The organism is Limnohabitans sp. INBF003, from assembly GCF_055396645.1.
Genome location: NZ_AP029222.1, coordinates 3,064,842 through 3,083,393, shown reverse-complemented (window position 1 = coordinate 3,083,393; position 18,552 = coordinate 3,064,842). Strand labels below are relative to the sequence as shown.

16 protein-coding genes and 1 pseudogene are annotated in these 18,552 nt (G+C 57.4%); 9 read left to right on the top strand and 8 right to left on the bottom strand.

Annotation, left to right across the window (positions count from 1 at the left end):
* Positions 1-6: 6 nt before the first annotated feature.
* Complete coding sequence (locus ACZ5VE_RS14425; RefSeq protein ID WP_464455803.1) at positions 7-1,539, bottom strand: YifB family Mg chelatase-like AAA ATPase; 1,533 nt, start codon at positions 1,537-1,539, stop codon at positions 7-9.
* Positions 1,540-1,737: 198 nt separating this feature from the next.
* On the opposite strand from ACZ5VE_RS14425, the gene ACZ5VE_RS14420 reads away from it, so the two are divergent.
* Genes ACZ5VE_RS14420 through ACZ5VE_RS14410 form a run of 3 tightly spaced genes read left to right on the top strand, consistent with a single transcriptional unit; the run spans position 1,738 to position 4,398 of the window.
* A complete protein-coding gene (locus ACZ5VE_RS14420) occupies positions 1,738-2,475 on the top strand; it encodes a TorF family putative porin (RefSeq protein ID WP_464455802.1) in 738 nt (245 codons plus the stop codon).
* Positions 2,476-2,503: 28 nt separating this feature from the next.
* The gene (gene glnK, locus ACZ5VE_RS14415; protein ID WP_100118295.1) at positions 2,504-2,842 is read left to right on the top strand and encodes a P-II family nitrogen regulator; all 339 of its coding nucleotides are present in this window, start codon (positions 2,504-2,506) and stop codon (positions 2,840-2,842) included.
* A gap of 23 nt (positions 2,843-2,865) precedes the next feature.
* The gene (locus ACZ5VE_RS14410) at positions 2,866-4,398 is read left to right on the top strand and encodes an ammonium transporter (protein WP_464455801.1); all 1,533 of its coding nucleotides are present in this window, start codon (positions 2,866-2,868) and stop codon (positions 4,396-4,398) included.
* Positions 4,399-4,508: 110 nt separating this feature from the next.
* Here ACZ5VE_RS14410 and ACZ5VE_RS14405 read toward each other — a convergent pair whose 3' ends face one another.
* Positions 4,509-5,030 carry a LysR family substrate-binding domain-containing protein gene (locus ACZ5VE_RS14405; protein WP_464455800.1) on the bottom strand — a complete coding sequence of 174 codons (522 nt, stop codon included), beginning with the start codon at positions 5,028-5,030 and terminating at the stop codon, positions 4,509-4,511.
* 1,007 nt (positions 5,031-6,037) lie between these two features.
* Between ACZ5VE_RS14405 and ACZ5VE_RS14400 the strand changes: the two are divergent.
* The 3 genes and pseudogenes from ACZ5VE_RS14400 (at position 6,038) to ACZ5VE_RS14390 (ending at position 9,850) form a co-directional block, all read left to right on the top strand.
* Positions 6,038-7,266: pseudogene (locus ACZ5VE_RS14400) on the top strand (IS3 family transposase).
* Positions 7,267-7,536: 270 nt separating this feature from the next.
* Complete coding sequence (locus tag ACZ5VE_RS14395; RefSeq protein ID WP_464455799.1) at positions 7,537-8,856, top strand: Rieske 2Fe-2S domain-containing protein; 1,320 nt, start codon at positions 7,537-7,539, stop codon at positions 8,854-8,856.
* 4 nt (positions 8,857-8,860) lie between these two features.
* Positions 8,861-9,850: an ABC transporter substrate-binding protein gene (locus ACZ5VE_RS14390; RefSeq protein WP_464455798.1), complete on the top strand. Its 990-nt coding sequence runs from the start codon at positions 8,861-8,863 to the stop codon at positions 9,848-9,850.
* A 23-nt stretch (positions 9,851-9,873) separates the two neighbouring features.
* On the opposite strand, the gene ACZ5VE_RS14385 is transcribed toward ACZ5VE_RS14390, so the two are convergent.
* The 3 genes from ACZ5VE_RS14385 to ACZ5VE_RS14375 are packed head-to-tail and all read right to left on the bottom strand — an operon-like array spanning position 9,874 to position 12,565.
* Positions 9,874-10,398 carry a MarR family winged helix-turn-helix transcriptional regulator gene (locus ACZ5VE_RS14385; RefSeq protein WP_464455797.1) on the bottom strand — a complete coding sequence of 175 codons (525 nt, stop codon included), beginning with the start codon at positions 10,396-10,398 and terminating at the stop codon, positions 9,874-9,876.
* Between the two features lie 14 nt (positions 10,399-10,412).
* Positions 10,413-11,603: a Gfo/Idh/MocA family protein gene (locus tag ACZ5VE_RS14380; protein WP_464455796.1), complete on the bottom strand. Its 1,191-nt coding sequence runs from the start codon at positions 11,601-11,603 to the stop codon at positions 10,413-10,415.
* Positions 11,600-12,565, bottom strand: coding sequence for a PDR/VanB family oxidoreductase (locus ACZ5VE_RS14375; protein WP_464455795.1), 966 nt, complete (start codon positions 12,563-12,565; stop codon positions 11,600-11,602). The genes ACZ5VE_RS14380 and ACZ5VE_RS14375 overlap by 4 nt, the downstream gene beginning before the upstream one ends.
* A 113-nt stretch (positions 12,566-12,678) precedes the next feature.
* Here ACZ5VE_RS14375 and ACZ5VE_RS14370 point away from each other — a divergent pair, with 113 nt between their 5' ends.
* Genes ACZ5VE_RS14370 through ACZ5VE_RS14360 form a run of 3 tightly spaced genes read left to right on the top strand, consistent with a single transcriptional unit; the run spans position 12,679 to position 14,891 of the window.
* A complete protein-coding gene (locus ACZ5VE_RS14370) occupies positions 12,679-13,644 on the top strand; it encodes a Bug family tripartite tricarboxylate transporter substrate binding protein (protein ID WP_464455794.1) in 966 nt (321 codons plus the stop codon).
* The gene (locus ACZ5VE_RS14365; RefSeq protein ID WP_464455793.1) at positions 13,645-14,397 is read left to right on the top strand and encodes a sulfite exporter TauE/SafE family protein; all 753 of its coding nucleotides are present in this window, start codon (positions 13,645-13,647) and stop codon (positions 14,395-14,397) included.
* 8 nt (positions 14,398-14,405) lie between these two features.
* Positions 14,406-14,891 carry a bacteriohemerythrin gene (locus tag ACZ5VE_RS14360; protein ID WP_464455792.1) on the top strand — a complete coding sequence of 162 codons (486 nt, stop codon included), beginning with the start codon at positions 14,406-14,408 and terminating at the stop codon, positions 14,889-14,891.
* A gap of 237 nt (positions 14,892-15,128) precedes the next feature.
* Here the strand turns inward: ACZ5VE_RS14360 and ACZ5VE_RS14355 are convergent, their stop codons facing one another.
* From ACZ5VE_RS14355 to ACZ5VE_RS14345, 3 genes are all read right to left on the bottom strand, one after another.
* Positions 15,129-16,103: a Bug family tripartite tricarboxylate transporter substrate binding protein gene (locus tag ACZ5VE_RS14355; RefSeq protein ID WP_464455791.1), complete on the bottom strand. Its 975-nt coding sequence runs from the start codon at positions 16,101-16,103 to the stop codon at positions 15,129-15,131.
* A 42-nt stretch (positions 16,104-16,145) separates the two neighbouring features.
* Positions 16,146-16,871 (bottom strand): class II aldolase/adducin family protein, encoded by a 726-nt coding sequence (locus tag ACZ5VE_RS14350; protein WP_464455790.1) that lies wholly within the window; start codon positions 16,869-16,871, stop codon positions 16,146-16,148.
* A 201-nt stretch (positions 16,872-17,072) separates the two neighbouring features.
* The gene (locus ACZ5VE_RS14345) at positions 17,073-18,545 is read right to left on the bottom strand and encodes an aldehyde dehydrogenase family protein (protein WP_464455789.1); all 1,473 of its coding nucleotides are present in this window, start codon (positions 18,543-18,545) and stop codon (positions 17,073-17,075) included.
* Positions 18,546-18,552: the final 7 nt, after the last annotated feature.

Here is an 18,552-nt window from a genome sequence, read left to right as displayed (position 1 = left end):
GGGCGGTCAATGCTCTTTGAGGACACGCCGGTATTGCACCGCTTCGGCCACATGCGCGGCTTCAATGGTGTCGCTGCCTGCCAGATCGGCGATGGTGCGTGCCACTTTCAGGCTGCGGTGGACGCTGCGCCCGCTCCAGCCCAGTTTGGCCGCCGCTTTTTGCAGCAAGGCGCTGGCGCTGTCACTCATGCGGGCTTGGGTGTCGATGGCCTGGCCTTGCAGGTCGGCGTTGGCACAGCCTTGACGGGCCAGGGCACGTTCGCGGGCGGCCAGACTGCGTGCGGCAATGGTCTGGGTGTTTTCGCCGGGGGGTGAACTCAGCAAATCCTTTGCCGGCAGGCTGGGCACCTCAATGTGCAAATCAATCCGGTCCAGCAATGGGCCGCTGAGCTTGCCTTGGTAACGACTGACCTGGTCGGGCGAGCAGCGGCAAGCCCGCGTGGCGCTGCCCAAGTAGCCGCAAGGGCAGGGGTTCATGGCGGCAATCAATTGAAACCGTGCCGGAAACTCGGCCCGCCGTGCGGCCCGTGCGATGGTGATGGTGCCTGTTTCCAGGGGCTCGCGCAGGGCTTCCAAAGCGGCTCTTGGAAACTCGGGCAGCTCATCGAGAAAGAGCACACCATGGTGCGCCAACGAAATCTCACCCGGGCGGGGCGGCGAGCCGCCACCCACCAGCGCCACCGCGCTGGCCGAATGGTGCGGCTGGCCTGTGGGGCGCTGCGCCCAGCGGGCCAGGTCAAAGCGTCCCGCCAGGCTGGCAATCGCTGCCGACTCCAGTGCGTCTTCGGTGCCCATGGGCGGCAGCAAACCTGCAAAGCGCTGCGCCAGCATCGACTTGCCCGAACCGGGCGGGCCGACCATGAGCAAGGAATGTCCTCCGGCAGCAGCGATCTCCAGCACCCGTTTCACGCCCGCCTGGCCTTTGACATCGGCCAGGTCGGCATACAGTGGAGGTACCGAGGGCGTGGTGGGTGCCACCCGAGCCCAGCCATCGCCGGGCTCGGGTGGGGGCTCGTTCGAGGGCGGTAAAAACTGTTGCACCACATCGAGCAAGTGGCGCGCCCTAAAGACGGTGGCATCGGGCACCAAGGCTGCTTCTTCGGCGCTGCCCGGTGGCAACACCAAGCGGGTGCGCACCTGTTGCTGGCGCAGCACCAGGCTCATGGCCAGCGCGCCACGCACCGGCCGCAACTCGCCCGACAAAGACAACTCGCCCGCAAACTCGTAATCGGCCAGTTGGTTGGCGTCAATCTGGCCGCTGGCCGCCAGAATGCCCAATGCAATGGGCAAGTCCAACCGCCCGGAGTCTTTGGGCAAATCGGCAGGGGCCAGGTTGACGGTGATGCGTTTGTTGTGCGGAAACTCAAGCCCGCTGTTTTGCAAGGCGGAGCGCACGCGTTCACGCGCTTCCTTGACCTCGACATCGGCCAAGCCCACCAAGGTGAAGCTGGGCAAGCCATTGGCCAGATGCACCTCAACGGTGACTGCTGGCGCTTGCAAGCCGATCAATGCACGGCTACGCACCAAACTGAGACTCATATTTTCTCCCTGCCCCACGCTGGTGCATGGTGTGTGTCCGTGCACGCAGACCTCACGCACCGGACTTGTTTGAATGCCATTCAACCATGCACAGAGTGAGCGCGCACTGGTAAATGCCCTTGGAACGTGCAGTCAAGGCAGGTTGGCACGCTATCTGCATGAGGTGCTTGTCTTCTCTTCACTTCATTGGAGTTCCTCATGAAAAAAATCCTCGTTCCTTCTTTGATCGCCCTGGCTTTGGGTTCTGTAAGCGGTTTGGCTCAAGCCCAAGCAGTGGCAGCACCTGAGAGCAGCCTGTCCTTCAACGTCGGTGCCACCACTGATTACCGTTACCGTGGCATTTCCCAGTCACGTCTGAAGCCTGCTTTGCAAGGTGGCGTGGATTACGCGGACAAGAGCGGTTTCTATGTGGGTGCCTGGGGTTCCAGCATCAAGTGGATCAAGGATGCAGGCGGTGACGCCAATGTCGAGGTCGACTTGTACGGTGGCTACAAAGGTGCTGTGGGCGATGTCGCTTATGACGTGGGTTTCTTGCGCTATGAGTACCCCAGCAACAAACTGGCGGTGAGTGCCAACACCAACGAACTCTACGGTGCAGCCACGTTTGGCCCCGCCACACTGAAGTACTCGCATGCCGTGTCCAACCTGTTCGGCTTCGCAAGCAGCAAGAACAGCTATTACGTGGACTTGAGCGGAACGTTCGATCTGGGCAGCGGCTTCAGCCTGGTGCCGCACGTGGGCTACCAATCCGTCAAAAACAACGCCACTTATTCGTACACAGACTATTCGTTGACCTTGGGTAAAGACTTGGGCAATGGTTTGTCCGCTTCAGCGGCTGTGGTGGGCACAGACGCGGACAAGGCTTTGTACGTCACGCCCGCTGGCAAGTTCACCGGCAAGACCGGCCTGGTCGTCGGCCTGAAATACGCCTTCTGATCTCCCTCAATTCCAACAAGGAGCCATCATGAAACTGGTGACCGCCATCATCAAACCCTTCAAGCTGGACGAAGTGCGTGAAGCGCTTTCGGGCATCGGCGTGCAGGGTATCACCGTGACCGAAGTCAAAGGCTTTGGTCGCCAAAAGGGCCACACCGAGCTGTACCGTGGCGCTGAATACGTTGTGGACTTTTTGCCCAAAGTGAAGATCGAAGCCGCTGTCTCTGACGAACTGGTCGAGCGCGTGATCGAAGCCATCGAAGCCGGTGCCCGCACCGGCAAGATCGGCGACGGCAAGATCTTCGTTTATGACCTCGAACAAGTGGTTCGCATCCGCACCGGTGAGACCGGCGGCGAAGCCCTTTGACAGACAAGAAAGAGAGTCAACAAATGAAAAAACTGCTCGCAACCCTGGCCTTGGGCCTGAGTTTGGGTTTGGGTGTGTTCGGTGCGGCTTCTGTCGCCACTGCACAGACCGCGCCTGCCGCCGTGACGGCACCTGCTGCCGAAGCCAAGGCCGATGCGGCACCTGCGCCTGCCGCGCCAGCGGCCGCAGCCCCCGCTGCAGCCGAAGCCGCCCCAGTCCCCGTGCCCAACAAGGCCGACACCGGCTGGATGATGCTGTCCACCATTTTGGTGATCCTGATGGTCATTCCCGGCCTAGCCTTGTTCTACGGCGGTTTGGTGCGCAGCAAAAACATGCTGTCGGTGCTGATGCAGGTCGTGGTCACCTTCTCGATGATCACCGTGCTGTGGTTCGTTTACGGCTACAGCCTGGCGTTCACCGAAGGCAATGCGTTCATTGGCGGCTTGGATCGCCTGTTCATGAAAGGCATCTGGGACAACGTCGCAGGTACCTTTGCCAACGCGGCCACCTTCAGCAAGGGTGTCTACATCCCTGAAATCTCGTTTGCCGCATTCCAGGCCACGTTTGCAGGCATCACCTGTGCGCTGATCGTGGGCGCCTTTGCCGAACGCATCAAGTTCTCTGCGGTGCTGGCCTTCATGGTGCTGTGGTTCACCTTCAGCTACTTGCCTGTGGCGCACATGGTCTGGTTCTGGATGGGTCCTGACGCTTACGCTTCCAAAGAAGTCGTGGACGAAATGACATCCAAAGCCGGTCTGCTGTGGCAGTGGGGCGCGCTGGACTTCGCTGGCGGTACCGTGGTGCACATCAACGCCGCTGTGGCTGGCTTGGTGGGTGCCTTCATGGTGGGCAAGCGCGTGGGTTATGGCCGTGAAGCCATGGCCCCTCATAGCCTGACCTTGACCATGGTGGGTGCGTCCTTGCTGTGGGTGGGTTGGTTCGGCTTCAACGCGGGCTCGGCTCTGGAGGCCAACGGTTTCGCAGCACTGGCCTTCATCAACACCTTGATCGCCACAGCGGGTGCCGTGTTGGCCTGGTGCGTGGGTGAAGCCCTGATGCGCGGCAAAGCCTCCATGCTGGGTGCGGCTTCGGGTGCGGTGGCCGGCTTGGTCGCCATCACGCCAGCCGCAGGCAACGTCGGCATCGGCGGTGCGCTGATCATTGGCTTCATCGGCGGCTTTGCCTGCCTGTGGGGTGTGAACGGTCTGAAGAAAATGCTGGGTGCTGACGACTCGCTTGACGTGTTCGGTGTGCACGGTGTCGGCGGCATCGTAGGTGCCTTGCTGACCGGTGTCTTCAACTCGCCCGTTTTGGGTGGCCCGAGCGCCGTGGGCGACTGGGTCACCGTGGCCATGGTTACGCCCGATGCCTATTCCATCGCTGCACAAGTGTGGATTCAGGCCAAAGCTGTCATGCTGACCATCGTCTGGTCGGGTGTGGTCTCGGTGGTCGCCTTCAAGATCGTGGACCTGACCATCGGTCTGCGTGTCTCGGAAGAAGAAGAGCGCGAAGGTCTGGACATCTCCTCGCACGGCGAGTCGGCTTACCACGGTTGATGCGTCGGGTGGCGTCCAGCCACCGGCCTCTCAAAAGCCCGCAGCGCTTGCGCCCTGCGGGCTTTTTCTTGGGCGGCGGGGGCACAGACACGGCCCGTTGCCGCCGTACTTCACTTCACCTCGGGCAGCATCAGCCGAAAAGCCTGCATCACCGGCGACTGGTCGGCCTTGCGCCAGACCGCTTCGGTGGCCACCAGCGGTTTGTCGCCGCGCAGGGGGCGGTACACCACGCCCTCGCGTTGCAGGGCTTTCAGGCAGGCGGGCACCAGTGCCACGCCCAGACCCCCGCTGACCATGCTGACGATGGTGTGCATCTGGCGGGCGGTGAAGATTTGCGGGCTGAAGCCGTGTTTCATGCAGGTGGCCACGATGGCGTCGAACATCATTGGGCCGTTGTGCCGCTCAAAGCCCAAAAACTGTTCTTGTGCCAGCTTGCCCAAAGGTACGCTGGCCAGAGCCGCCGCCGGGTGGTGTTCTGGCAAGGCCACCACCAGCGGCTCGTGCATGACCAGTTGCGCGTCCAGTGTGGCGGGCAGGTCCGAGGTCTGGAACACCAGGCCCATGTCGATGCGCCCGCTCTCCACGTCGTGGATCAGCTGGTCGGTGTTGCCTTCGAGCAGGGACACCTTCACACGGGGTGTAGGGTTCAGAAGTTAGTGTCAAAACATGAAAAGTTATGTCAGTATTTTTCAGAAGTTATTGTCAGATTCCTACAGATTTGCGGTGTGTTGCTGTCACGCTGAAGTTGAGTCTATTTGAATGACTGCTGAAGCCCACCCACTGATCTTTGTAGTTTGGCCTATTGAACTTTGTAGATTGCGCCTGTCTCAGCGCTTCATCAAGCGTTGACGGTGGGTTGGTTTGGTTTGCGGCTGAGAATTAATAAACCGGCAACATGTGGTGGTTGGAGTTGAGTTCAAATCCGTTCTACTCCACCATTTTCATTTCCATGGATGCCCTCTATGGAAAACCGAACACCCCGCTAAGGCCCAGTCCTGGCGGGGTTTCGCGTTTTGCGTGTGGATTTTGGGTCCCGGAAAACCCGCCTTTTGGGCCCATCACGCCCTGTATTGGCTCTCTACTCTCCGAAGTCATTGGATGAGAGAGGGCAACATCCACACGCACGGCTCCTTGTAAATCAAGGACTTACGAGTGTTGTCACAATTCCATTTTTTTACAGGAGTGCTGGAGCAATTTGGCATCCAAATGCTCTCTATCCAGCTTGCGCAATGATCAAATTGCAAACGTGCACAGCGATGCGCAGCCGTTATAGGAATGTCTGGTCGAGGCGGCGGACATCCCGAGGCTGAGACTGATGTTTTGTGCCTGCCATGATGGTCGTTCGCTATGCAGTGCATCCAGTGACCGGTCTACAGCCCACAGCAGTCACAGCTCAAAGGACAGCTTGAACTGGCGCCGGGGCACGACTACTTGTGGCCTGGGTTATGGGGTGCTATCAGATCGGAGCTCGATTAAGTCCTAGATACTGATCATCTACCTGCCGATTTAATGCCCGCTGACTACGAATACTTTCGATTCGCGGTTAAATCCTGACTCTGCGCGTTCAGCTCGGCCTGAGTTAGCCCCCTGAAACACAGTCCCGTCGGTATTCCTTAAACTAAGAAACAGGAATACGACCATGGATATGACTATGTCTTCAGCAACGCCCGTTCGGGTGGAAGTGGTGACCAGCGTTCAGCGCCGCAGGCGTTGGACCCCAGAGCAAAAGCTTGAAATCGTCAAACAGACCAACGAACCTGGCAGCTCTGTCTCGATGGTGGCCCGGCAATTCGGCATCACTGCAGCGCAACTCTTTCAATGGCGAAAGGCCTACCTGCAAGGCTCACTGATGGCGGTTGGTGCCAACGAAACCGTGGTGCCAGCGTCTGAACTGCAAGAGGCTATGCGCCGCATCAAACAACTCGAAGGCGCACTGGGCCGCAAGACTTTGGAGAACGAGATTCTCAAGGAGGCTGTGGACTTTGCCAAAGCAAAAAAGTGGATTGCGCGCTCGCCAGTATTGCCCGGGGGCGAGCAGTGAGGGCCGTCTGCGTTGCCCTTAGCGTGTCTCGTAGCCATGTGTTGGCCAGGCGAGATCGCCCATCCGAATGGACAGACTTGAGAAAGTCTCCACCGCGCAGCGATGACGTCGTCATCAAGCAAGCCATTGCCAACGTGGTCAATCACCGCGCCACCTACGGCTACCGCCGTGTCTGGGCACGCTTGCGGCTGGAAGGGCATGACCGGGTCAACCACAAGCGGGTTTACCGGGTGATGCGTGACGAAGGTTGGCTTCTGTACCGCCACGGAAAAAAGCCCGTCGACACAAGAAAGCACGACGGCAAAGTGGCCGTCAAGGACAGTGATGTGCGCTGGTGTTCGGACGGCCTGGAGCTGTAGTGTGACAACGGCGAGAAAGTCCGAGTGGCGTTTGCGCTGGACTGCTGCGACAGGGAAGTCATGAGCTGGGTGGCCACCACCAAAGGCATCGATGCAGCCTTGGTGGGCGATTTGATGATGCAGGCGGTGGAGAACAGGTTTGGCCCGGATGGCAAGCCGCCCAAGCCGATTGAATGGTTAACCGACAATGGCAGCTGCTACACGGCGGCCGAGACCAAGAGCTTTGCCAAGCAATTGGGGCTAAAGCCAGTGACCACGCCCGTGACAAGCCCACAAAGCAACGGCATGGCCGAGAGCTTCGTGAAAACATTGAAGCGGGACTACGCCAAGTTGGCCGAACGGCCGGACTCGCAAACGGTGATGGCGCAGCTGCCCAAATGGTTCGATGACTACAATTCTTACCACCCGCACAGCGCTTTGGGCTACGTGCCCGCCAAGCTGTTCAGGGCAAAACGAGCGGTAAATTAAACATACCGGCGGTACTGGGTTACGGGGTCAAGACCACGGCCGTTGTGGACAGCATGTTCCAGTGTGCAAATGCGCTAAAAACTAGGCACTTATCGATCTGGGAAGCTCGGTATATTTTAAAACTTGTTTAAAAGAGTAGCTACGTGGTGAAGGAGCCAAGTTAGGCTGTGTAACCGTCAAGGGATTACCCTTATTTTTATTCTTAGATATCGAAGTATTATTCGACTCTTGTATTGATCCAAGTTCATTCAACCCTACCATTAAATTGCCATGATTACTCGTGAAGAAAACGAATTGCTGTGCCGCGTCGAGAATGAAGCGCCGATGGGGCGCCTGATGCGCCAGCATTGGGTCCCCATATGCCTTAGCGAGGAGGTTGCTGAGCCTGACTGCGATCCGGTGGCAGCCCGCATTCTTGGCGAAAACTTGGTGGTATTCAGGGACACAGATGGCAACGTTGGCGTTATGGATGAAGCTTGCCCGCACCGCGGCCCTTCGCTGGTCTACGGTCGCAATGAGGAGGGTGGCTTGCGCTGCTTGTATCACGGCTGGAAGATGGACGTGCATGGCAACGTGGTCGAGATGGTGTCCGAGCCTGCGGTCAGCGGCTTGGTAGACAAGGTCAAACACAAGGCATACCCTGTTAAGGAATGGGGTGGGATGGTGTGGGCTTGGATGGGCGCCAAGGAGACTATGCCCGAATTCATGCCGCCGCGATGGGCGCCTACTGCTGACACCCGTGTGTCCATTGCTAAGGTTGTGCTTCCGGTTAATTGGGCTCAGGTGCTCGAGGGTGCCATTGATTCAGCTCACAGCTCCAGCTTGCACAGCTCGGACATGGTGCCTGCACGTGTACAGGGGGCGGAGGCAACATCCTCAAACTGGCTGCGCCCGTCTACCGACAAGGTGCCGCGTATGCAGGTGCAGCACACTGGCTATGGCTTTCGCTACGCTGCGATCCGCCGCCCGATCTTCAATGCACAGACACACGAATACGTTCGTAGCACCGTGTTCGTGGCCCCTTGGACGGTGCTGATTCCTCCCAACAACTTGTACAACGTGGCCAACGTCAATGTGCCTGCAGACGACACTACGACGAACTTTTACTTCATTGCCTGGGGTCATGTTTCTCAGACGCCCGAGACTGAAACCTGGCGCAAGTTCCTACACCAGACCGTTGGTGTGGATCTGGATGAGCGGTATCGCCCGCTTCGTAACCATGAAAACCGCTTCTGGCAGAACCGCCAGGCGATGAAGGCGGGCAACTTCACCGGTATCACCGGCTTTCCGAATCAGGACGTCGCCATGTGGGTCACCATGGGTCCTATCGCAGACCGAACCAGGGACCGTCTGGGTGCGAGCGACTTGGCGGTGGTGGAATTCCGTAAGCAGATGGTGGATGCTGTGCGTGCTTATGAGCAGGGTGCCAAAGCGATTGGTACCGGTGATCAAGCAATTTCTGACACGGTGTGTGCCTTTCAAAGCGTCATCCCCAAATCCACAGACTGGCGCGACTATGAGGGCCGGTACGTATGGAAAGGTACTGAAGCCCAAGCCGAGTCTGACAACAACTACGCTGTGAAAGTTTGACACGATGGCCAAGCTGCAATTGTCTGTTGCCATGGGCGACTATGACCGAAACCGCGCGTTGTTCGACGGCCACGTGCAGATCGACGGCTGCGATCCAACGTATATGCTGCTCAATCCGGAAGAGATGTTTTTTCGGGCAATGCGCAGCCGGGATTTTGACATTACTGAGCTGTCTTTTTCCAGTTATCTGGTCAAGCATTCACGTGGCGAATCTCCCTACATCGCTGTGCCGGTGTTTCTATCTCGCGCTTTCCGTCACACTTCGATTTATGTGCGCAAAGACCGAATCAGGAAGCCGCAAGATCTCAGGGGAAAACGCATCGGCATTCCAGAGTACCAGCTCACCGCGATTGTTTGGGCCCGTGCGATCCTGCAGGAGGACTATGGCATTTCTCCCGAAGACGTGACCTGGGTGCGCGGCGGTATTGACACGCCTGGTCGGCCAGAAAAAATCAAGCTGGAACTTCCTGCGGGTGTGAAAATCGAAAGTGCACCTGAGGATAAAACCATTTCTGATCTGTTACATGAAGGTGCGATCGACGGTTTTATTGCTCCACGCCCACCCAGCGGTGCTGCTATGAAAAACCCGGATGTGGGTTGGCTCTTCGACGATACCATTGCCGAAGCCAAGGACTATTACCGTCGTACGGGCATCTTTCCCATCATGCACGTGGTGGGTATCCGTAAGGAACTAGCGCAACAGCACCGATGGCTTCCGGCCGCAGTCTTCAAGGCATTCAGTGAGTCCAAGGCCCGAGCGCTGGAGTTGTTAGCCGACACTTCGGCCACCAAGGTCACGTTGCCCTTCGTAGAAGAGCAGCTCAAGGCGGCGCGCGAGACGCTGGGCGATGATTTTTGGTCCTATGGTGTGGCATCGAACCGCGAGACGCTGGAGGCCTTCACGCGTCACCACTTCTCGCAGGGGCTGTCGGCACGCAAGGTCGAGATTGATGAACTTTTCGACTCCTCAACCTACGAAACCTACAGCATTTGAGGACCAAGGATGATGAGGGACGATCAGGGACGAGCCCGGTCGCCTCCTTCTTCCTTGTCCGCCTCGTCGGCGGCAAGGTTCTCGATGATCGACAGCAGTGCATTGCGCACGACTGAGACCGTTTTGTCCGGGATACCATGCACGCTCATATGGTTCACTTCCTCGGCTAGCGGAACCAGTTGGTTTTCCAGTGCCTGCCCGGCGGTGGTTAGGAAAACGTGCATGTTCTTCCGGTTTCCTTCGAGCTGGCGGCGCTCGATCAGACCCATCTGCTCCATTGCTTTCACAGCGCTGAAGGTGGTTGGCTCCATGACGCCAGCCAGATCGCTTAACTCCTTCTGAGTCAGCCCATCTCGAATCCAGAGGATGCGAAGAAAGGTCCAATGTCCGAACGATACGCCAAACGGCGCAATGCGTTGCTGTAGCGCACGCATCTGGGCCCGAGCAACGTCGCGTACCAAGTGGGCGAGACGATCGTTGGGTACAGACTCGCGCCAATGCTTGAGTAGGCGTTGGGTATCCGGGCTGGAGGGGCGCTGGGCAGTCATTTGATATGAGGCAATCAGATGGGTAGGGCAACCTGTTTGCCTAGCATGATAGCGGCTCGTGCCTGATGAGACGCCAGGATCGCCAAGCAGACCTCAAGGGTGGCGCGAGACCAGGCGCCGCTATGTAAAGGGGCGCTGCCCTCGCGTGCGACGGTCCATAGTTCATCGATCACTTCGCTGCGTGGCACAGTGGGTACAGGCACGGACTCGAGGTGTACCCCCTGGGCGTCATGCACCTCGACCCCTGAGGGCGTGAGGCGCAGGTCACCGCGTTCGCAGCAAACAATCACCGGGCCAAAGTGCTGGAAAGCGTGCGGTAGCTCACTGGATTCGGGCGCATATGCGGTGCCGCCGTAGTTCCGATGAGCCTTCAGGGCCGCCTCAGCAGCTTCGTCAGTGGCGGCCATGAGCTTCTGTCGGGTGGCCTGGTGGGCACCCAGCGCCTTAGGACGGCCCATTTCGCCGATGCCGTCCATCCAGGCGTCGCTATCATAGAAACCGTAGCCGTTGTACGTGAGGTTAGCTACTGTACCGCCGGCGAAATCCACCAGCGCTGTGTACGCGCCTTCAGTTGGCCTGGCGGGGTCCCATACGCCCGCACGGGCATAGACGGATGTGGCCATCCCGCCCGCGAGCAAGCGCACGACATCCACTTGGTGCACAGCCTGGCTGAACACCACGCCGCCGCCCCGTGCCGTATCAAGCTCCTCGGGCCGGCGAGGGCGGTAGAGGAAGTCTGTGAAATTCATCGCCTGAATCAGGCGCACCGCACCGAAACGCCCGCTGGAGATTAGGCTGCGTGCTAGGCGGACGGGCGTATTGAAGCTGTGGCTGTGTCCGACGATCAACCGGGTGCCTGCACGCTCGCAGGCATCGATCATTTGAGTACACTCAGCTAGGCTCAGAGCCATGGGCTTTTCCACCAGGACGTGCTTGCCGTGGGCGGCCGCAAGCTCGACGTGATCCACGTGCATCTGGTGGGGGGTGGCGACGTAAATCCATTCCACCTGAGGGTCGGCGCAAAGGGACTCGGGGGACGTATGCGCGCTGCCGCCGAAGTCACGTACAAAGGCGGCTGTTGCGGTCTCGTTTGGGTCGAACGCAGCCACCAGCCGCACTCGACGGTCACGTGCGAACGTGGGCAGCATTAGTGTGAATGCGCGGCCCATTCCCAGTACACCTAGGCGAACAGGTTCGCCACTCATAAGTCCAGCACCAGGCTGTCACCGTTCTGGCAGCGCGAGACGCAGACCATGACATGGCTGATCTTTTCCTCGGGTAACAGGACCAAGTCCCGGTGATCGGCCTGGCCCTCCAGTAGTCTGACCTTGCAAGAACCACAGGTACCGCTTTCACAGGAACTGGGAACGTTGATGCCTTGTCCCCGCAGGGCATCTAGTATGCTTTGATTGGTGCCCACCGTGATGCGCTTGCCACTGCGATGCAGCATCACGTCAAAGGCATGGTCATCTGCATGAGAACGGGTGTCGGCGCCGAAGCTCTCGAAATGGATGCAGTTGTCAGGCCAGTGGCCTGTCATGTCCTTCACCGTGTCCATCAGCCCCTTGGGACCGCAGCAATATATATGGGTACCGTTAGCCACCTTTTCAAATATTTTCCAGAGATCGAATGAACGCGCAGGATCGCCGTGGTCATGGTGGATGACTACCTGCCCTGCAAGATCCGGCGCACGCAGCTCGTCCAGGAACGCGCTGCCTTCGGGATCGCGGGTGAAGTAATAAAGCTTGAACGGCCGCAGTTTCTCTGCCTCCAGCTGGCGCACCATGGCCATGATAGGTGTGATGCCGATGCCACCACCCACTAGGATGAAGCTGCGGGCCTTTTCGCTCAAAGCGAACAAGTTCTCAGGCTCGCCAACCATGAGCATGTCACCCTCGGCCACTTCTTTGACTAGGCTAATGGAGCCGCCGCGCCCGGCTGCGTCGAGTTTGACCGCAAGTTGGTAAAAATTGCTTTCCTGCGGGTCGCTGCACAGGGAGTACTGGCGCATCACACCACTGGGCACGCGAACGGGAAGGTGGGCACCGGCAGTGAAGGCTGGAAGTTTGGCGCCATTGGGATCGCGCAGCTCGAACAGGTGGATATCGCGAGCGATTTCGCGCTTGGCATCCACGCGTAGGGGACGAAGGGAGGAGCTGATAGTCATGGGATAGTGCGGTGTTAGGGTTTGGCTTGGTTGACAAACGTCAAGTACATGGAAGAATGTTATTATCTTAGTTGACTAAGAATATCTCAATCCTTATAAACCCGGAGACAAAAATGCATCGCAGACACCTCACCGCCCTTGGATTGGCCTTGGCAATGACGCCTTGGGTCGCCATGGCGCAGTCCTGGCCTACCAAACCCGTAAAACTGATTGTTCCTTATGCGGCTGGCGGACTTCCCGATTCTGTGGCGCGCATAGTGGCGCAGAAGCTGACCGAACGTATGGGGCAGTCGGTAGTCGTAGACAACAAACCAGGGGGCAATGGCATGGTGGCATACCAGAACCTGATTGGTGGGGTTAATGACAGCCACAGCTTCATCGTTTCTGATGGTTCCATGTTGTCAATAACGCCGCTGTTGAACAAGTCTGCCACTTACGTGGTGGGTAAAGACTTATTACCTGTGTCGCTGATCGCACGATCGCCGCTTTTCCTGGTGACGCACGCTAAGACTGGTGTCAAGACACTCAAGGAGTTCGTCGAAAAGGCCAAGGCCAACCCCGGCCAGTACACCTATGGATCGTCGGGCATCGGCAGCACTCATCACCTGACCATGGAGGCCATTAAGGCTGAACTCAATCTTGATATTCGCCATGTGCCGTTCCGGGGGTCGGGCCAGTCTGTTCCAGCTCTGCTCGGGGGACAGGTAGATTTCTTGTTCTCGGCATTACCTTCCATGGTGGGTTTTGTGAAGAATGGACAGGTGTCACTGATCGGTACAAACGAATCAAGGCGTTCACCTCAAGCGCCGGATGTTCCGGCTATTTCGGAAGTGATCCCGGGGTTAGATTTCTCGGTAGCTATCGGTGCGCTGGCTCGGTCCGGGACATCCCCGGAAGCCATCAAGCGCTTGGCTGAAGATATAGCTTGGGCGGTCAAGCAGCCTGATGTGGCTGAGAAGTTCAACGGTGTGAGCATCGCCGGCATTGGAGGAGGCCCAGAGGTCTATCGCAAAGAAATCGATCGTGAGAATCAGGCTATGGCCAAGGCAGGTAGGCAGGCCGATCTGAAGGCAGAGTAAGTGAGCGTAGTTTGGGTGGAATCACAGACTGTCTTTCTTGTCGCCAGTGCTGTGATGTTCACGGTCGGTGGTGTGGTAAAGGGTACGCTGGGGGTTGGTTTGCCATTGGTGGTAGTGCCGCTGCTGTCTTTGATTCTGCCAATTTCCCAGGCTATGGGTCTGCTCGTTATGCCAGTGCTTCTGTCAAACGCCTTGCAGGCATTCGCTGGTGGCCGTGTGGGATACACCTTGCACCGTTTCGCCCCCCTGATTCTTGCGCAGCTAATGGCCACGCTCTTCGCGAACCACTGGAGCGCGCAACTTTCTGCCAAGGCGATGAATGCGGTGATGGCAGCTACTGTGATTGGTGCAGTGGTCATGATGATTTTGCAGCCCAAAGGCGAACTTTCGCCGCGCCAGCAGCGCTGGGCCGGGCCATTAGTGGGGGCCATTGCCGGGGCTGTCGGTGGAGCATCGTCGCTGACCGGGCCTATCCTCATTACGTACCTGATGTCCCTACGCCTGCCGCGAGACGAGTTTGTGGGGAGCATCAGCATTATCTACCTGCTCGGATCTATTCCTATGTACGCGGCGATGTTGGCCTGGGGCCGATTCGGTTGGGATGCCGTCGCCTGGTCATGTCTGGCCATTGCGCCGATGTACCTTGGGTTACGCCTGGGCGCTATGCTGCGTAGCCGATTGGACGAGCAGGGTTTTCGTAACGCTTTGTTTGCGTTCCTCACGCTACTTGCTATTCTTTTGATGTTCAAGTAAGGGACCCTATGCGGATACTGTTACCCTCTGACTCTCCAAATATGCCTATGCAATGGCATGACGGACTTTTGCTTGGGTATGCGCCCATGGATGGTATTCACGAGGAGTTCGTAGCCTGTGTCAGTGCTCTGAACCAAGCCAGTGATGATCGCCTTCCGCCCATTCTTGATTCACTGGCCGAGCACTGCGTGCGCCACTTCAGGGAAGAGGACAACTGGATGGAGCAGACCTCTTTTCCAGCGCGTGAATGCCACATGAACGAGCATGCCGCGGTGCTGAAATCTGTGCGGGAGGTGCAGGAACTCTTGGCACTTGGCGATACCGGCGTCTGCCGACGCCTAGCACAGGAACTCGCCAACTGGTTCCCCGGCCATGCCGACTACCTTGACTCAGCGCTGGCACATTGGATGTGCCAGCAACGCTTGGGTGGAAAACCAGTGGTCATCCGTCGCGACTTGACCATCCAGTTCAGCACACACCATCATCAAACCTGAATTGCAGGAGTCCCTCCTTCTGGTCCACGATACAGTTACGGATATCGGGGAACCCTGCCAATTGCACCGGCCAGTGTCAAACTTCCCGGCCCTCGGCCTAAGATAAAGAGGTCTACTTTTCCGGGAAACCTCCCGTTCGTTGTGCAGGTTGACGGATGTATCCAGGACGTCTGAATTATCAGGCCGAGAGCCATTAAAGTGAGATTGACTTTACAACTTTCTCTATGCGCATACCCGTTACTTTTCGGCCTTGATGTTGGCGCTTTTTGCCAAGTCGGTGTAACGCTTGGTGTCGAGACGGATCAATTTGGTGAGATCTTCACCCGTGCCTTTGAGTCGCTCCACACCTGCATTGGACAGATTCGAAATCACCGATGGTTGTGCCAGAACAGTTGATACGTCGGCCGCCAATTTGGAAACTACCGCTGGCGGCAGATTTTTGGGGCCCATCAACGCAAACCAGATTGAGAAGTCAAACGGCTTCAAGCCTTGCTCTTCAAAAGTAGGAGTCTCAGGCATCGAGCTATATCGGGATGCGGTTGAAACACCAATGGCTTTCAGTCGCCCATTTTTGGCGTAAGGTGCAACTAAGTTGGCACTCACAATTGCCAAGGGGATTTGACCGCCAAGTAGGTCTGTCAGAGCTGGCGCGCAGCCTTTGTAGCCCGCATGCGCTGCTTCCATACCGGACTGTTGTTTCACAAGCTCCATTACAAAATGCTGCGGCGTACCGATACCGCAAGACCCATAACTCAGCGCATCTGGTTTGGCCTTTGCGGCAGCAATGAGTTCTTTCGCATTGCTCACATTAGCCGAGGGGTGGGCAGCCAGCGCGATTGGCGTAACACCGAGCAACATAATAGGTGTCAGATCCTTTTCCGGGTCGTAGGGTAGTTTTCCCGTTAATCCGAGGTTAGTGACCATGGTGCTGTTCTGAAGCAGCAGTGTGTAGCCATCGGATGGAGCACGCACAACTTCAGAGGTTCCAATGTTGCCAGACGCACCCGCCCTGTTGTCCACAACCACACCTTGGCCCCAGAGCTGCTGCAAGCCTGCGCCAATTTGACGCGCAAGAATATCCGAGCCACCACCGGTGCCATAGGGCACGACGATCTTCACGGATTTGGATGGATAGGTATCGGCCTGTGCTGAAGGTCCCATCATAAGAACTGCAGCCGCACAGATACTGCTGAAGTGAAAATTGATGCGCATTGTTGTCTCCAGGTTGTTAATTGTTTGAAGCGGTGCCGTGTCTTACTGGTCTAGGTCCACAACGCCGAGCCGTCTGATCCAGAGACTCCAGGACCGTGGAATTTGTCCGTCGTTCATGTCGGACGACAGTTGCGCCTCCTCCTCGTTCAGGAAGGTGATTTCTCCCAATCCCGCTCCAGCGAGTTGGAGCTTGGCATTGACCTCAGCATAAATGGCGCGGTATACGGCTTGTTCCAAGGATGTGCCGACCACAGTAGAGCCATGACCTCGCATCAACACGCAACTCTTTGAACCAAGCGACTTCGCCAAAGCTTCACCAAGGTACGCACTGCGGATAAGCATGTCGGTATTGCCGCCAGCCTCACGAATCTCAAAATGAGCAGATCCTTCGCCTAGAAAACCAGACATATGAAACACCGGTTTAAGCATGTTTCTGGTGATGGCGAAAGGGATTACGTTCTGTGAATGACTGTGCACCACTGCCACAACATCAGGGCGAGCTCGGTAAATTTCTCCGTGGATAAAGCGCTCCAAATAGGGACGCTCCGCCTGATCGGATAAAGCGTTTCCGTCGTAGTCGTAGGTAGTGATATCTCTGCGACGCACCATGCCTGGAGCGCGGTTGCAGGAGAGGAGAAAGGCACCAGGCACGCTGTCATGGCGGACACTGACATGACCTAGACCGTCAACAATGTTCTGGTCATAAAGGATGCGGTTGGCATACACAAGGCGGTCAACGAGGTCTGCTGCGGGCGGTTTGATAGCCATGGACTTGAATCCTGATTTAGTTTTGAACGAAAAATGGGATATTCTTATTCGGTAGTGGGACTTGATTGAAGGGCATCGGAATCAGCTCAGCAGCTGCGAATTATTCCGATTTTTGGTCGTTACCTATGTATTTGCAAGTGTGTAAGTGAATAATTGGTAAATTCTGATGCTGAATTACAGTGCGATGATGCGGCTGTAATATCACGCGAATTTCAAGTTCACGTTCTTCGTGTATGTGAACTCCAAAAGTTCGGAGAAACATTCTTCGCGCCCAATGCCGGATTGCTTGACGCCCCCAAACGGCGCACCCATAAAGTGTTGGCTTGCATTGTTCATCCAGACATAGCCGGTCTGAATACGCCGCGCTGCGCGGTGCGCAGTGTTCACGTTTTGGGTCCAGATAGAGCCTGTTAATCCAAAGTCGACACCATTGACCTGGTTCCATAGGGCTTCTTCATCTGACCACTTGAAGACCGACAGCACCGGCCCGAAAACCTCTTCCTGTGCCAGACGCATGTGCGGCTGCATGTCGGCAAAAACCGTGGCTTCGTAAAAAAAGCCGTCTTTCAGGGCAGGATCGTCAGGCCGTTTGCCGCCACAGACCAGGCGTCCACCATCTTCAATACCCTTGGCCACATAGCCTATGACCTTGTCGAGTTGGGCTTGGCTCACCAGTGAGCCCATGGTGGTTTTCGGGTCTGTGGGGATACCCGGTTTGTGCCGCTGTGGCAGCAGGGACACCACTTTTTCCAGCACCTGGTCATGGATGGACGCATGTAGGAACACTCGGCTAGTGGAGCCGCAACTCTGGCCGGACCAAGTGAAGTTCATGCCGGCAATGATGCCGTTGACCAGCTTGTCAATATCGGCATCGGGGTAAGCCACCAATGCGTTCTTGCCCCCCAGCTCAAGCAGCACCGGCTTGAGGTTGTCAGACGCAGATCTCATGACCGCTTTGCCTGTCGGCACGCCGCCGATCAGGGTAATTTTGCGCACCAGCGGATGGCGGGTCATGGCATCGCCGCAGTCGCGCCCGCCGCACAGAAAGTTGACTACTCCTGGAGGGAAGATATCGCCCACCAGTTCGGCCAAGCGAAGGGTAGACAGCGGGGCCTGATCCGGTGCTTTCATCACCACCGTGTTGCCCGCAGCCAGCGGTGCCGCCATCTTGGCTGCCGCAAACATGAACGGGTGGTTGTAAGCCACTATGCGGGCCACCACGCCCAGCGGCTCTTGCACGGTGTAGTTGAAGTTGCCATCGCCCATGGGAATGGTTTCGCCCTTGACCTCGGTGGCCAGTCCGGCGAAATAGTCCAAGCAGTCGGCGGCAAAGCCCGCATCCATGGCCAGTGCAGAAATGGGGTTACCGTTATTGAGTGCATCCAGCAGCGCCAGAGGCTGCGCATGCTCGCGCAACACAGCGGCAGCACGGCGCAGGTACCGCCCGCGTTCCACCGGTGTGGTGGACGCCCAGGCGGGAAAGGCCGCGTGGGCAGCCTGCACTGCTGCATCTACATCAGCAGCATCGGCCAGTGGCGCGGTTGTGATAACTTCGTTGTAAGTCGGGTTGATGGTGGGTGCCGATGCACCAGCTTTGGGTGCATGCCAGGCACCGCCGTAGTAAAGCCCACGCTGGACTGGCAGTACACCCTGAGGAATGTCTTTTGCTCGCATAGTTGTC